At 56.8% G+C, this 15,059-nt stretch carries 12 protein-coding genes; 2 read left to right on the forward strand and 10 right to left on the reverse strand.

What is annotated here, in order from left to right; translation table 11 throughout:
- Positions 1 to 136 precede the first annotated feature (136 nt).
- The 8 genes from secF to ACZ48S_RS00775 form a co-directional block, all read right to left on the reverse strand.
- Entirely contained in the window at positions 137 to 1,015 is an 879-nt protein-coding gene (gene secF, locus ACZ48S_RS00740; protein WP_464213095.1) for a protein translocase subunit SecF, read from the reverse strand.
- Positions 1,008 to 2,354, reverse strand: coding sequence for a protein translocase subunit SecD (gene secD, locus ACZ48S_RS00745; RefSeq protein ID WP_464213097.1), 1,347 nt, complete (start codon positions 2,352 to 2,354; stop codon positions 1,008 to 1,010). Before secD ends, secF begins: the two co-directional genes overlap by 8 nt.
- 25 nt (positions 2,355 to 2,379) lie before the next feature.
- Positions 2,380 to 3,888 carry an HD domain-containing protein gene (locus ACZ48S_RS00750; protein ID WP_464213099.1) on the reverse strand — a complete coding sequence of 503 codons (1,509 nt, stop codon included), beginning with the start codon at positions 3,886 to 3,888 and terminating at the stop codon, positions 2,380 to 2,382.
- 68 nt (positions 3,889 to 3,956) lie between these two features.
- Positions 3,957 to 4,346, reverse strand: a complete 390-nt coding sequence (locus ACZ48S_RS00755; protein WP_464213101.1) for a helix-turn-helix domain-containing protein — start codon at positions 4,344 to 4,346, stop codon at positions 3,957 to 3,959.
- Between the two features lie 167 nt (positions 4,347 to 4,513).
- A complete protein-coding gene (gene priA / locus ACZ48S_RS00760; RefSeq protein WP_464213103.1) occupies positions 4,514 to 6,934 on the reverse strand; it encodes a replication restart helicase PriA in 2,421 nt (806 codons plus the stop codon).
- A 29-nt stretch (positions 6,935 to 6,963) separates the two neighbouring features.
- The gene (gene rplS / locus ACZ48S_RS00765; RefSeq protein WP_464213105.1) at positions 6,964 to 7,314 is read right to left on the reverse strand and encodes a 50S ribosomal protein L19; all 351 of its coding nucleotides are present in this window, start codon (positions 7,312 to 7,314) and stop codon (positions 6,964 to 6,966) included.
- A 188-nt stretch (positions 7,315 to 7,502) separates the two neighbouring features.
- Complete coding sequence (gene gyrB, locus ACZ48S_RS00770; RefSeq protein ID WP_464213107.1) at positions 7,503 to 9,428, reverse strand: DNA topoisomerase (ATP-hydrolyzing) subunit B; 1,926 nt, start codon at positions 9,426 to 9,428, stop codon at positions 7,503 to 7,505.
- 169 nt (positions 9,429 to 9,597) lie between these two features.
- Entirely contained in the window at positions 9,598 to 10,740 is a 1,143-nt protein-coding gene (locus tag ACZ48S_RS00775; RefSeq protein ID WP_464213109.1) for an iron-containing alcohol dehydrogenase, read from the reverse strand.
- Positions 10,741 to 10,868: 128 nt separating this feature from the next.
- Between ACZ48S_RS00775 and ACZ48S_RS00780 the strand changes: the two genes are divergently transcribed.
- Both ACZ48S_RS00780 and ACZ48S_RS00785 read left to right on the forward strand, forming a co-directional pair.
- The gene (locus ACZ48S_RS00780) at positions 10,869 to 11,831 is read left to right on the forward strand and encodes an ROK family protein (protein WP_464213111.1); all 963 of its coding nucleotides are present in this window, start codon (positions 10,869 to 10,871) and stop codon (positions 11,829 to 11,831) included.
- Positions 11,828 to 12,655: a UTP--glucose-1-phosphate uridylyltransferase gene (locus ACZ48S_RS00785; RefSeq protein ID WP_464213113.1), complete on the forward strand. Its 828-nt coding sequence runs from the start codon at positions 11,828 to 11,830 to the stop codon at positions 12,653 to 12,655. Before ACZ48S_RS00780 ends, ACZ48S_RS00785 begins: the two co-directional genes overlap by 4 nt.
- 16 nt (positions 12,656 to 12,671) lie before the next feature.
- Here ACZ48S_RS00785 and ACZ48S_RS00790 read toward each other — a convergent pair whose 3' ends face one another.
- A complete protein-coding gene (locus ACZ48S_RS00790) occupies positions 12,672 to 14,423 on the reverse strand; it encodes a chloride channel protein (protein WP_464213115.1) in 1,752 nt (583 codons plus the stop codon).
- A 103-nt stretch (positions 14,424 to 14,526) separates the two neighbouring features.
- Complete coding sequence (locus ACZ48S_RS00795; RefSeq protein WP_464213117.1) at positions 14,527 to 14,889, reverse strand: ArsR/SmtB family transcription factor; 363 nt, start codon at positions 14,887 to 14,889, stop codon at positions 14,527 to 14,529.
- Positions 14,890 to 15,059 lie beyond the last annotated feature (170 nt).

Here is a 15,059-nt window from a genome sequence, read left to right on the forward strand (position 1 = left end):
TCCCGCTTCCCCGACTGACAACTATGAAGCCTCAACTTAAAACCTGAGAACTGAGAACTGAAAACTCTAAACTACTGACAACTGAGAACTTCTAAACTGTAGACTTCTTAACCAGTAACTCAGAATGTATCCGTAGCTACTTCTTCCCCCACTTATCCCAGGCCACCAGCACCGCCGGAGCCACGAATACAGAGTCATAGGTACCCACCACGATGCCGATCAGCATCACCACCGCCAGGTTCTGGATGGTGGCGCCCACGAACAGCATCAGCGCCAGCACCACGATGATGGTAGTCAGCGAGGTATTGATGGAGCGCACCAGGGTCTCGGTTACGCTGCGGTTGACCACTCCCTCGAAGTCAGGAGCCACCCGGCGCAGCTTGTTCTCCCGGATGCGGTCAAAGATAACCACCGTGTTGTTGACCGAGTAGCCGATGACCGCCAGCACGCCGATGATAAAGACCAGGTTGATTTCCCAGCCGAAAAGGGCCGACAGCAGGGCATAGACGCCCAGTACCGCCAGCACGTCATGCAGCACCGCCCCGACGGCCACCGCGCCGTAGTGCAGCGGTTTGGGCATGCGCCGGAAAGCCCAGGTCAGGTACAGCAGTATGCCCAGCGAGGCCAGGGCCACCGCGATAACGGCGATGCGGGTGGTCTGGCTGGCGATGACCGGGTCAACGGACTCAAAGCTGCGTTCGGTTACCGCGCCGAAGGCATCGGCCAACTCGGCCTGGAGAGTGTTCTTTTCCGCGTCGGTAATGGTCGGCAGCCGGATGATGAAGTCCTCGCTGCCGGTCTCCTGCACGATGGCGCCGTCGTAGCCGATGGCGGCCAGTTCATCGGTCAGTTCATCTACGGTGGGCGGTGAGTCAAAAGCTACCGTCAGCATGGAGCCGGCGGAAAAGTCGATGCCGGCCCGCAGCCCGAAGGCGGCCAGGAAAATCAGCGACAGGGCGATCAGTGCCCCGGATATACTGAGGAAAAGCTTTCTTTTACCGATTATATTAGGCATTCTGGTCCCCTGTTTCGGTGGTGAATAGATTGAGTTTTTTGGCGTAGCGGGAGCCGATGAGCGCCCGCAGGAAGGTGCGGGTGATGAACATGGCGGTGAACATGCTGGCCAGGACACCGATGCCCAGCGTCAGGGCGAAACCCTGCACCGGGGCGCCGGCGGCCACGCTGCCGCCCACCCAGACCAGCACCGCGCAGACGATGAGAGTGGTGATATTGGCGTCCCAGATGGCGCTCCAGGCGCGGTTGAAGCCCGATTCTATGGCCGCGCCCACCGTGCGCTGGGCGCGCAGCTCTTCTTTCATGCGCTCAAAGATGAGCACGTTGGCGTCAACCGCCATGCCGATTGACAGGATGAAGCCGCCGATGCCGGCCAGCGTCAGCGTCACCGGCACCAGCTTATATATGGCCAGCACCAGTATGACGTAAAAGATAAGCCCTCCGGCCGCCATCAGGCCCGGCAGCCGGTAGTAAAGGATCATGAAGGCCATCACCAGCAGCAGTCCGACGATGCCGGCCAGCAGGCTGAGGTCCACGAAATCGGCGCCCAGCACCGGGGAAACGGTGTTTTCGTAGATGACCTCCAGCGGCACCGGCAGGCGTCCGGCGTTCAGTTGGCGGGATAATAACTGGGCTTCGGTGGTGGACAGCCCGGTGATGACCCCGGCTTCTGTGATGACGTTGTTGACCCGCGGCGCGATGGGGAAGCCGTCCTCGCCCAGCAGAGAGGTTTCGCCTTCGAATATACCCATCCGCTCGCCCACCAGGCGGCCGGTAACTTCTTCGGAAATCTGGGAACCGAGGTCGGTCCATTCAAAATGCAGTTCCACCCCGCCGAACTGGCCGGTGGTCACAAAGGTGTTTTCCTTGAAATAACTGGAGGAGAGTTCATAGGTTTGGCCGTCAATCTCGGCGGTGGCCGGTTTCCACAGGCCCAGCTCGTTTTCCCATTTCGCCTCGTCCTCGTCTTCGGTCTGTTCGCCGAACACCAGGAGGGCGGTGGAGCCGATGCGCTGCTTCTGGGCGTCGGTCAGTTCGGTGCCGGGCAGCTCCACCACGATGCGGTTCTCGCCCTGGCGCACGATGTTGGGTTCACTGACGCCCAGCGGGTTGACCCGGTTGTTGATAACGCCCAGGATGCCCTCGATGGTGGCGTCCTTGTCCTCGTCGGCCACGTCTGACAGGTCGGCTTCATAGACCATGTGGATGCCGCCCTGCAGGTCCAGTCCCAGCTCGATGGGGCGGCCGAATAAAACACCCTGTCCCATGGGCAGCACTACCAGCGCCGACAGGATGAACAGGGTTAAAATGGTAATCAGTTTGGGCAGATGTTTTTTCATTATTTATTCCGAATCCAGACTAGTATTATTGGGCTTGTTCCGTTTTTATTATTTGGCGGGCCAGCCCGAGCGCCTCGCGGCGGCTGGTGATTTCCCCGGCCGCCTGGGCCTCGCGTACCGCTTCCAGCACCGCGCCCATTCGCGGTCCCGGCTTCATGCGCAGCCGCCTTTGCAGGTCATGCCCGCTGATGAGCTTGCGCTGCTTTTCCGCCCCGGCAGACTGGCGCTCCAGCTCACCCAAAATATAGTCCACTATTGTAACATGTTTATTGAAGTTATCAAGTTCCAGCTCCGGGCCGCGGGCCGCCAGGTGGTCGGCCAGGCTGAGATACAGGTTGGCTACTGCTGCCTCGCCGGTATCGCGCCGGTAGCGGTAGACGGCGCGCGGCGTCGGCATGATAGCCTCCGGTCCCATCTGCACCGGGCGCAGGTGCGCCCGCACCATGGCGCAGACGAACTCCGTTTCCCGCTTGGAGAAGCGCAGCCGCTCCAGAATGGTCGCCGCCGTTATGGCACCCTTCTGGGCGTGGCCGAAGAAGCGGATGCGGCCGGTGTCGGTCAGTACCCTGGTTTCCGGCTTGGCCACGTCATGCAGAAGCGCCGCCAGCCGCGACAATGCCAGCCGGCTGAAGCCGTTAACCTTTGTGCTGAAGTATTCCCAGGCCCGGTCGGGCAGCGGGATCATGTCGCGTACCGTCTCCGCCGCGTGGGGCCAGTTGCCCTGGCGGAAAATCCAGTCCAGGGCGGAGATGGTCTTCAGTTGGTGGTTCAGCACGTCCCAGGCGTGTTCCCTGGGCTGCACCAGGCCGCGCGAGGCTTCCAGTTCCGGGAAAATGGCTTTTATCAGTCCCAGCCGGTCAAGGTATTCGGTAATTTGGCCGGAACGCGGCAGGGAAAACAGCCGCAGCAGCTCCTCGCGGGTGCGTTCGCCGGCGGTGCCGGCTGCCAGGGACGCCTCGGCAGTGATAAGCGCCTCGGTATTCGCTTCAATGCTGAAATCAAGTTCGGCCGCCAGCCGCGCGCCGCGCAGCAGCCGAGCCGGGTCCTGCCGGAAGATATCCGGGGCCACTGCCCGCAAGACGCGGTTTCGGATGTCGGCCAGGCCGCCGGTAAGGTCAATGATGTCCATTCGCCCGGACGCTGGGTCAAAGCCGGCCAGCGAGGCGGCCAGGGCGTCAGCGGTAAAGTCGCGCCGCCGCAGGTCGGCTTCCAGGCTGCCGTGGGCGGCGCCGACATCAATCTGCCCGAAAGCGGAACCGACAGGCAGCGTGACACGGTACATCCCGGCAGCTTGGTCCAGGGTGAAAACAGACCCGCCGGATTCAGCGGCTATCGCCTCAGCCAGGGCCTTGGTGTCGCCCTCGGCGGCAATGTCCAGGTCAGCCGCTGTCCGTCCCAGCAGGCAGTCGCGCGGGAAACCGCCCACTACGGCCGCCGGCATCTTCAGCCGGTCAGCCGCGGCGGCTGACGCGGTGATGAGGGCGCGCTGTGCGGCGCCGTTGACTATGATGAAAGGAGTGTCTGGGTGTGACATAACAAACGCCTGTTACTATACAGGCATCAGAAAACGCAGGCAAGGCCGCCGGCCGCCGGATGAAGCGCTCAGCGCTGGTTTTTGAAATCACGCGCCAGGTTCTTGGCCGTTTCCAGGAAGCTGATGAGCGCCCGCTGTACCCTGGTAGGCTCCTTGGCCAGGATACGGGCTACATAAGGGTCGAGTCCGGGGGGCGCCTTGTCATTGCCGTTGTTGTTCTGTGTTAGAAAACCGGCCAGGGTGAATAATTCGTTCTCTTCGAATTTGAGGTGGCAGGCCAGTCTTCTGAGCACCTTGGCCGAGGGGAAACGGTTGCCGCGCTCCACCCGCCCGATATGGGAGGCCGATATGCCGGTCAGGTCGGAAAGCTGTTGCAGTGTCAGGGAAGCTTCCGCTCGGCGATGCCTCAGCATCTCCCCCAGTTCAACCGGGTCGGGAGCGAAACCTGATTTGTTCATCTCCTCAGTACCCATTAATGTATTATAACACATAATAACAAACAATAGAGGTAACAATTAGACAAATGTCTAAAATCGTGCCGCAACAAGCCAGAAATAATCATACTTGATTGTAGTTGATAATACCGGACTATACTAGTAAAACGAGCATGACAAAAGGCTAAAAATCAGCCCAACCCCAGCGGGTCAACGTCAACCGGCATGCCCGGCGGCAGCTGCGATTTATGCAGAAATTCCGAAACCTTGCGGCCTTTGATAATCAGCTGCCAGCGGTAGCGGCCCCGCCGCCGCGGCACGAAAGCCGGCGCCGGTCCCAGCACGCTGATGCCGCTGATGCCGCGGGCATCTCTGTCATTTTCCAGCTTTGTCCGCAGGGTTTCGGCCATTTTTCGGGCTTTCTCTTCGTCGGTGTGCTGCAGCGTCAGTATCGCCAGTTCTCCGAAGGGCGGGTACCCCAGCAGCTGACGGTAATGGATCTCCTGGTGGTAGAAAGCATCATAGTCATGGCCGACGGCGGCGCTAACGGCGTAGTGCTCCGGCTGGTAACTCTGGATGACCACCCGACCCGGGGATTCACCGCGGCCGGCGCGGCCGGCCACCTGGGCCAGCAGCTGAAAAGTACGTTCCTCGGCGCGGAAGTCCGGCAGGTTGAGGGCGGTATCGGCGTTGACCACGCCCACCAGGCTGACTCCCGGCAGGTCCAGTCCGCGGGCCACCATCTGGGTTCCGACCAGGATGTCGGCTTTGCCGGCCCGGAAATCGCTGAAAATGCGGTAGCCGGAATCTTTGCCGCGGACGGCGTCCGAGTCCCAGCGCAGGATGCGCGCATGGGGGAAGGCCTGCCGGGTTTCCTCCTCCAGCTTCTGGGTGCCCAGCCCCAGGTACTTGATGCGGCTGCTGCCGCAGGCCGGGCAGGCTTGCGGCACCCGGGAGGCAGCGTTGCAGTGATGGCATACCAGGCGGTTCTCCACCGGGTGGAAGCCCAGCGGTAGCCGGCAGTTGCGGCAGCGCAGTACCTCGCCGCATTCCCGGCACTGGATAAAAGTCGCCCCGCCGCGCCGGTTGAAAAAAAGAATAATCTGTTCTTTGTCGCGCAGCGCCGCGGTGATTTCGGCGCTTAACTTGCGGCTGAAGATGGAAAGGTTGCCGCTTTTCAGCTCCCGGCGCATATCTACCAGGCTTACCGGCGGCAGCGGAGCGTCGGCGTGAGGCGTCAGCCGCTGCGGCATTTCCAGCAGACGGTAGCTGCCGGCACTCGCCCGGTAGTAACTTTCTACGTCCGGCGTAGCCGAACCCAACAGCAGAGCGGCACCGTTGGCGGCGGCCAGGCGGCGCGCTGCTGTGCGGGCATGATACAGCGGCGGCGTATCCTGCTGCTTGTAAGCCCACTCGTGCTCTTCATCCATGATGATCAGCCCAGGGCGGTCCGCCGGGGCGAACAGCGCGCTCCTGGGACCGATGACGATGGGATATTCGCCTTCGGCGATACCGCGCCACTGGTCGAAGCGTTCTCCCAGCGACAGCCTGGAATGCAGCACTGCTACCTTGCCGGGAAAGCGGGCGGTGAAACGTTCGATAATCTGGTGCGTCAGGGCGATCTCCGGCACCAATACGATAACCTGTTGTCCGCGGCTGAGGGCATGAGCGGTGGTGTGCAGGTAAATTTCTGTTTTACCGGAGCCGGTGACGCCGTGCAGCAGGAAAACCGGCGCTTCGCCCTTGTCCATGGCACCGGTTACCGCCTTGACCGCTTGCTCCTGGGCTTCAGTCAGCGGCGGCACTACCGGCAGTTCCATATCCGCCGGCAGGCGCGGCACCCGGCGTGACTCTTCATTGACCGTTCGTATAAGGCCTTTGCCGGCCAGTGCCGCAAGAGCCGCCGAAACATCGCCGGTTATCCGGCGCAGTTCCCGTGCCCCGCAGCCGTCGCGGCAGTTGGCCAGGAAGGACAGCACCTCGGCCTGCCTGGGTGCCCTGGCACCCAGCTTCTCTGCGATCTCCTGTGCGGCGTCAGGGTCGGTGGTCAGATAGACCACCTTTTCCAGCCGGGGTTTTATCCTGGCTGGCCGCAGGCGGTAGCGGCGGTCAATCAGGCCGTTTTCCAGCAGGTGCCTGAGAGCCTTGACGGCCGCGGTTTTACCGAGATGCCTTTCCAGCGTCTTCTGTTCGACTTCACCGTGTTCGTCCAGTTGCCGCAGTATGTCCAGCTCGGCCGGGGAAAGCGCAGTTTCCTCGGGCGGTTCGACGCCGGGCAGGATTATGGTTTCCGGCTGTCTTTCAAAACCCGGCGGCAGCCACAGCGCCAGGGACTCAAAAAGCGGCGCCAGGTAATGGCGGCTTATAAACAGCCCGGTCTCCAGCTGCGCCGCGGTCAGGCACACCAGGGGGTCGGTCAGGCCGGACAGGGGACGGGTTTCATCAAAACGGGGTTTGGGGCCGGTTTCCACCACGATGCCCTGGAGTTTTTTCTGGCCGAAAGGTACCAGAACAGAATGTCCCGGCCGAACATTAAGTCCGGCCGGGACCTGGTAGCTGTAGGTGTTGCGGCCGGCGGCCGGTGAATTGACACTGACCTCGGCGTAAAGCAATTGTTTTCTCGCTGCGGCTGATTAACCGCTTAAGCGGTTTTTTCCCGACGTTCCTTGATTCGGGCGGCCTTGCCGGACAGCTTGCGCAGGTAGTACAGCTTGGCCCGGCGTACCTTGCCCATGCGGACCAGCTCTATTTTATCAACGCGGGGTGAGGCGAAAGGGAAAGTCCGCTCTACGCCCACGCCGTAACTGATGCGCCTGACGGTGAAATTGCCGCCGTCGCCGCCGGCGCGCTTGCGCAGCACCACGCCGGAGAAGGTCTGGATGCGCTCCTTTTCACCTTCGACGATCTTAACATGCACCTTTACCGTATCACCCGGATTGATCTCCGGGAAATCCGGTTTAATATCTGCCGGTACCAGCTCTGAAACTCTCACTTGGTGAACTCCTTTATACTGCCGCGCCGCTATTAACCGGCCGGTAAAAAATCATAGTCACAGACTGAATAGTAAATCACAAATGACCCCTCTATGGCAAGTCCCGGGGCAACCGGAGATATGCCGGGCACCATCCGCCCTGAGGCGACGTGGCGTTAACTACTTGGGGTAGTCAATTTATGAAATGCTTATATATCCAGGTTCTTAACCTGCTGGGCATGGGCCTGGATAAAGGCCTTGCGCGGAGGAACCTGGTCACCCATCAGCAGATTGAAGGTAGCGTCGGCATGGGCCGCGTCATCCACCTCTACCGTCAGCATGGTGCGGGTGGCCGGATTCATGGTGGTGTTCCATAATTGCTCCGCTGACATTTCACCCAGACCTTTGTAGCGCTGCAGTTCAACGTTCTTGCCCTTGAATTCTTTCAGGGCTTCTTCTTTCTCAGCGTCATTGAAGACCCAGCGCTCATCTTTGCCCTGCTTGACGCGGTACAGCGGCGGCTGGGCAATATACAGCCCGCCGCCGGCGATCAGTTTGCTCATGTGGCGGAAGAAGAAAGTAAGCAGCAGCGTGCGGATGTGAGAGCCGTCAACATCGGCGTCCGTCATCAGCACTACCCGGTGGTAGCGCAGTTTATTAAAATCGAAGTCATCATCAATACCGGCTCCGAGAGCGGTAATGATGGCCCGGATTTCCTCGTGCGACAGCATCTTGTCCGGAGCGGCTTTTTCCACGTTCAGGATTTTACCGCGCAGGGGCAGTATAGCCTGGAAGCGGCGGTTGCGGCCCTGTTTGGCCGAGCCGCCGGCGGAGTCACCCTCGACCAGGAAAAGCTCGCACAGGGAGGGTTCTTTCTCCGAACATTCCGCCAGTTTCCCCGGCAGGGAGCCGCCGTCAAGCGAATTTTTCTTGATAATCAGGTCCCGGGCCTTGCGGGCTGCGTCACGGGCGCGGGCTGAGGTCATTATTTTATCTATGATGCGCTTGGCCTCGTCGGGATGCTCTTCCAGGTAAAGAGTCAGCTGGTCAACCACCACGCTCTCCACCATGCTCTTCATCTCGGCGTTGCCCAGTTTGCCCTTGGTCTGTCCTTCAAACTGCGGCTCCGGAAGTTTAACCGATACTATGCTCACCAGGCCTTCGCGGCAGTCATCCCCCATGATATTGGGGTCAGAATCCTTGACCAGTTTATTTTTGTAGGCGTAGTCGTTGATGACCCGGGTCAGGCCCGAACGGAAACCGGTCAAATGGGTGCCGCCGTCCTGGGTATTGATGCAGTTGGCGAAAGCCAGGTTGGTCTCGGTGAATCCGTCATTGTACTGCATGGCTACTTCAACAATGGATGAATCCACCTTCTTGTGAACGGCGATCGGCAGACGATGGATGGTATTGCGGTTATGGTTCAGATGCCTGACAAAACCGGTAATGCCGCCTTCAAAGTAATAGGTCTGTTCTTTATCGGTGCACCGGTCGATGATGGATATTTCCAGTCCCTTGTTGAGATAGGCGATTTCTCGCATTCTCTCGGCCAGCGTCTTAAAGTCATAGCTGGATTCACCGAATATCTTGGGGTCAAATTTGAACGAGGTAGCTGTACCGGAACCGGTGGATTCACCGACCACGGCTACCGGTGCTTCCGGAATACCTTCTTTATATTGCTGCCGGTATAACTTGCCGTCACGACGAACTTCTACCGTGACCCATTCCGACAGCGCGTTGACCACCGAGGCGCCGACTCCGTGCAGACCGCCCGATACCTGGTATGTCTTGCCGCCGAATTTGGCGCCGGCATGCAGCACTGTCATGACCGTTTCCAGGGCGGAAAGTCCGGTCTTTTTCTGGATGTCCACCGGAATACCCCGGCCATTGTCTTCGACGGAAACGGACTCGTCGCCGTGAATAATTACCGTAATCTTGTCGCAGAATCCGGCCATGGATTCATCGACTGAGTTATAGACCACTTCATAAACCAGGTGATGCAGTCCGCGATAATCGGTAGAGCCGATATACATACCCGGACGTTTGCGTACCGCTTCACGTCCCCCCAGCACCTGGATATCTTCAGCGGTATAACTGGAAGGGTCTTGCGCGTTGGGTTTGGTTTCTTCAGCCATATTGTTACCTTAATGTTAGTTTTGGGAAACGCTGGACATTACCCTGCATTCAGGGCGCTGCACCGTTCGGCCGGATGAAATAGACGTTCGTAAATCACGCGTTTCCAGCTGCCTGATTATAGCATTTTAGGATTGCAGGGGGCAAAGCGCTAATGACGCGGAGCGGTTTTTACCAGGCCATGCGGTAAAGGTGCTCAAGGTCGGATTGTTCCACCGGAGTAGGATTGTTCACTATCCACGGTGATGAAATCCTGGCCAGTCGCGCCAGTTCGGGTATGTCTTTCTGCTGTACTCCCAGGTTTTCCAGCCTATGGCGCATGCCGATGCTTTTCAGCCATTCCTCAGTGGCTTTTATGCCTTCACCGGTGCCGAAAACCCGCTCGCCAAGTTTATTCAGCCTGTCGGCCCTGGCGCCGGAAACAACGGTCAGCCAGGCCGGCAGCATGGCCGCCAGACCATCGCCGTGGGTGATGTCGTACAAACCGGAAACCGGATGCTCAATACCGTGGAGGGTCATTGAACCATCGCCGCCGCCGAGACCGGAAAAGGCGGAGCAGGCCATGGTTGAAGCCCAGGCCAGGGCGCGTCGGGCTTCGGCGTCCTGCAGGTTGTGCCGCAGGCGCGGCAGGTATTTGACCACGCTGCGCATCATGGCTTCCCGCCAGCCGTCGTTCAGTTCCTCCGGATTGGCCGCTGTAATATATGGTTCTACGGCATGGCAGAAGATATCCACGCCGCCCTGGAGTGTCGGTTGAAGCGGCAGGGAGAGGGTCAGTTCCGGGTCGATGAGGGCCACCTTGGGTTGCAGGGAAGGCCGGGAAAGCACCCTTTTCTGGTGAAGTTCCCAGTTAGTGATAACGGCGCCGGAGTTGACCTCTGAGCCGGAAGCCGAAACGGTAGGCACGGTTATCAGGTCTGGTATTTTACCCTCAGGATTACTACTGCCGGTGATATAGTCCCATACGGGTCGATTGCCGGCGGCAGCTAAAGCTATTCCCTTGGCGGCATCCATAGCGCTGCCGCCCCCGAGGGCTACAATCACCTCTGCTTGTTCCCTGCGGACCAGTGCCGCTCCCTCATCAACGGTCGAAGCCCTGGGGTTCGGTTCGATCCTGTCAAAAAGAAAAACCTGCACTCCGGCTTTTTCCAGTAAATCAATCGCTTTGTCGAGAACGCCCAGCCGCCGCAGATTTTTTTTACCGGATACTATAATCGCCCTTTTACCCAGGTGAGCGGCTGTCTCTCCGAGTTTGTTGAATGAACCTTCGCCGAAGATAATCCGGGTCGGCATATCAAATTCTGTAATTGTCATTGTTTTCCTCCGGATAATAAGCTCGTGGTGCCGTTGTTCAATACCTTTCACTATATTACCCTTCATCCGTATGCGTCAATCGCCGGTGTTTGCGCCGTATTTGATGCGGGGCTTATAATCTGACCCTGATGGAAAAGGCAACGGAAATTCTGGCGGCTGACCTCGGCGGCACCAAAGTGCTGGCCGGCAACGTTGATGCCCTCGGTAGGTTAAACAACCGGGTCTGGCGCCAGTCCGAAGGCGGCGGCAGGCAGGAGTCGGTCCTGGCTAATCTCTATGCAGCCATTGATGAAGCTATGTCCGGTTCGAAGGATAGAATAGCGGCTATAGCGCTGGCGGCGGCCGGCGCTATTGACCTGGAAAGCGGTGTTGTTACCCATTCACCCAATATGATGGAAGTAAACGGGATGCCGCTGCGGAAATTGCTGTCGCAGCGGTATGGCTTGCCGTCAATCATGCTGAATGACGCCAGCGCCGCCGCGCTGGCCGAGCATCGCCTCGGTGCCGGCCGTGGTTGCCGCAATATGATTTACCTGACTGTTTCCACTGGTATCGGCGGCGGCATCATTATTGATAACCGGCTGTATCAGGGAACTGACGGCATGGCCGGGGAGTTTGGTCATACTACTATTGATCGTAATGGCCCAGCGGATACCTGCGGTAGTTTTGGCTGCCTGGAGCAATATGCCTCAGGAACAGCTATCGCCCGCAAGGCCGCTGATTTGGCAAGCCGCCGCCCCCGGTCCGCGTTGACTGATGTAATGGATAAACATGGCAAACTGATGGCGGCTGATGTGGCTGAGGCTGCCGGGAATGGAGACGCTTTAGCTGTTGAGGTTTTCAGTGAGGCGGTGCGTTGCCTGGGGATAGGGGTAGCCTCGGTAGTCAACGTATTCAATCCGGAAATTGTGGTTATCGGCGGCGGTGTCAGCCAGGCGGGAGAGATGGTATTTGATCCGGTACGCCGTTTTGTTGCTGAACATACATATAAGTTGGCCGCGGCGAGTGTTCAGATTGTTCCAGCAGAATTGGGAGATGCCGCCGGGGCTGTCGGCGCCGCGCTTTTTGCCAGGGAGGAATTGAAATTATGAAGCATGTAAAGAAGGCGGTAATTGTTGCCGGGGGTGCCGGCACCCGTTTCCTGCCTATTACCAAGAGTGTGCCCAAGGAGATGCTGCCGCTGATGGCCAAGCCAGTTATTCATTATAATGTAGAAGAAATAACATCTTCAGGCATTAAAGATGTAGTTTTTGTGATCGCCCAGGGCAAAGAGGCTATTGTTGATTATTTCAGCCCTGACCTGGCACTGGAGACGCTGCTGGCGGCCAAGGGTCACGCATCCCTGCTGAAGGACGTCCGGGCCTTGTCGCGAATGGCGCATTTCCAAAGGGTTTATCAGTCTGCCCCGCTGGGACTGGGACACGCGGTAGGGAGCGCCAGGGAAGAAGTAGGTGAAGAACCCTTTGCCGTAATGCTGCCGGATGACATTGTTGACTCCAATGTGCCGGTTTTAAAACAGATGCTGGATGTATATAAGAAGCATCCGGGGAATATTTTGCTGGTGGAAAAATGCCGGCCGGAAGATACCGCGCGATACGGTATTATTGACGCCGAAACCATTGGCCCAGGGGTCTATAAGGTCAAAGATTTGGTGGAGAAACCGAAACCGGAAAAGGCCCCGTCCAGTCTTGGTATCGTCGGCCGCTATATCCTGATGCCCGGTATTTTTGATGCTATCGGCAAGACCAAGCCCGGTAAGGGAGGGGAAATCCAGCTTACCGACGCCATCAGGCTTTTGTTGGAAACCCAGCCGGTTTATGCCTGTGAATTTGAAGGCGTGCGCTATGATACCGGCACCCCGGAAGGCTGGCTGAAAGCCAATAACGCCTGGGCGGAAAAGCATAATAAAAGATAGAACGCTTTATTGTTGGTTACTTTTTCAGTAGTTTTTGCTTTTTCGTTGCTTTTCTGTAAGCTCTGATTATGCCCTGACGCCGAAGTACGCCCAGGAGTTCCCTGGGTTTATCCCTTGAAACCACCGGTATATTAACATATTCTTCTTCTGTGGCCTCGAGAACTTTATCAAGTGTTTGTTCCGGATAAGCCAGGTAAAGAGATCGGGTGGCAATATCCCCAACCGTCTTGTAATTCTTTAGATTTTCTGTTCCCAAGTGCCGGGTGACATCCGTCTGGGTTACAATCCCGATTAGCTGCTTGTTTTTGTCCAGTACCGGAAAAGCATGGTGTCCGGTTTTGCGGAATTCGTCTATCAGCCGGTCTATATTCATATTTTCCGTAACGGTGGGGAAGTCAGTTGTCATGGCCTGTTTAACGCTGATGGTTCGCATGATATCGTTCACCTCTTCGCGTTCAATATCAACACCTCGGCGCAATAGTTTCAGAGTATAGATGCTTTCTTTCTTGAAAGCCCGGCTCAGCACTATACTGACGGCAACCGTCAGCATAAGAGGGAGCATGATAGCGTAATCATGAGTCATTTCAAAAATGATTAAAATAGCGGTAAAGGGAGCCCTGGCGGTGCCGGCAAATACGGCTGCCATACCGACAACCCCGTATGCGCCAGCAGGAGCGGTGATGTCGGGGAAAATACTGCCCACAGCAGTCCCAACGGCTGTCCCCAGCATTGCTCCAATAAATAAACTCGGGGCAAACACACCGCCGCTGCCGCCGCTGCCTAACGTAAAAGAGGTAGCGATTATTTTGAGTAAACCCACCAGCAACAATGCGCTGATGGCCATGCCCCCTGATAAAGCCTTGTCTATTCCGCTGTAACCGACGCCGAAAAGGTCGCTGTTGAAAAATCCTATCGCTCCAACTGCCAGACCTCCGAGAATCGGTTTGAAATATTCCGGCATTTTCAGCAGGGCGAAAAGATCTTCAGATTTATAAAGCACCTTTATAAAGATTACCGCCGCTGCCGCAGCGGTAATTCCCAGCGCGATATAAAATAAGAACTCCCATGGACTGACAATGCCGAAAGCCGGGATTGAAAATGCCGGTTCGCTGCCCGATATCGCCTGGGCGATCACACTGGCAACCACCGCGCTGGTTACTACATAAGCGAACTTTCTTGTTACCACCCGGCCCAGGATAACCTCAAGAGCGAAGAATACACCGGCGATCGGAGCATTGAAGGTGGCCGCAATACCGCCTGCCGCGCCGCAGGCCACAAGAATTTTTACCGTTCCCTCCGGTAACTTCAGCCATTGTGCTATGGTTGAACCGAATGAAGCCCCAATCTGAACAATAGGGCCTTCACGACCAACAGAACCACCGCTGCCGATAGTAATAGAAGATGCCAGTGCTTTTACCGCGGAAACCCGGGGCCGAATACGTCCGCCCTTCAAGGCGACTGCTTCCATAACCTCAGGAACTCCATGTCCCCTAGCTTCCCGGGCAAAAAAATATACCAACGGGCCGACCAGCAATCCACCCAATGCCGGAATAATGATGACATAGTATTCACCGAGGAAGGTGAACAACTCTTTTCCGCCATCGAAGAAAATAACCTGGAAATTATCAATCAACCACCGGAAACCTACTGCCGCCAAGCCCGCAACCATGCCGACGATAACGGCTAAGGTTAGCCCTATCGGGGTTTCGGACGCCCGGAATTGAGAGGCCAGGTAATCAAATCTTTTTAATATTGGTTTCAAGAACATAGATTTTGGTGGTTTCGCAAAGTTTTAACAGTGTATTAATACTGGTGTCATTTCGCTGTGTTGATTAACTTGCGGCTGAAATTGGCTTATTGATAATGTCCTGTCAATTTGGCAAGCCCTTTTCCGTGATTTCTTTATCTTCCTTTTCAAGTTTGTCCAGCATTATTTTATGGTCCGTGAGTTGTCTATTGAATATTTCCCGGGCTAGGTCAAGCAGCTGGTATATTTGCGGGTCCTTTGCGGTGTAATACACTTTGTTGCCTGATTTGCGCGTGAATACCATATTCTTGGACCTTAACGCCATTAAGTGCTGTGAAGTAACTGATGCGTCAACATCCAATTCATCCTGCAACTGGGTGACGTTTTTTTCACCGGAACGCAACAATCTCAGGATTTTTATCCGCAGCGGATGACTGAGCGTTCTGAACATATCGGCTCTGAAAGAATCCACCTGCATTTCCGTCATTTGAGTGCACCTTCTAATAGCGTTTATATAACAATATTATAAAATTCTAATATATAAATATCAACAGGTATGGTGTATTCGGCAATATCTGTTTTCTGAAAATACTGTACTTAGTTTCCGATTGACATCCCCATACCCCTCGCCTACAATCTTAATCTAAAGTAATTAAT

Source organism: Dehalogenimonas sp. NIT-SK1 (genome assembly GCF_055384165.1).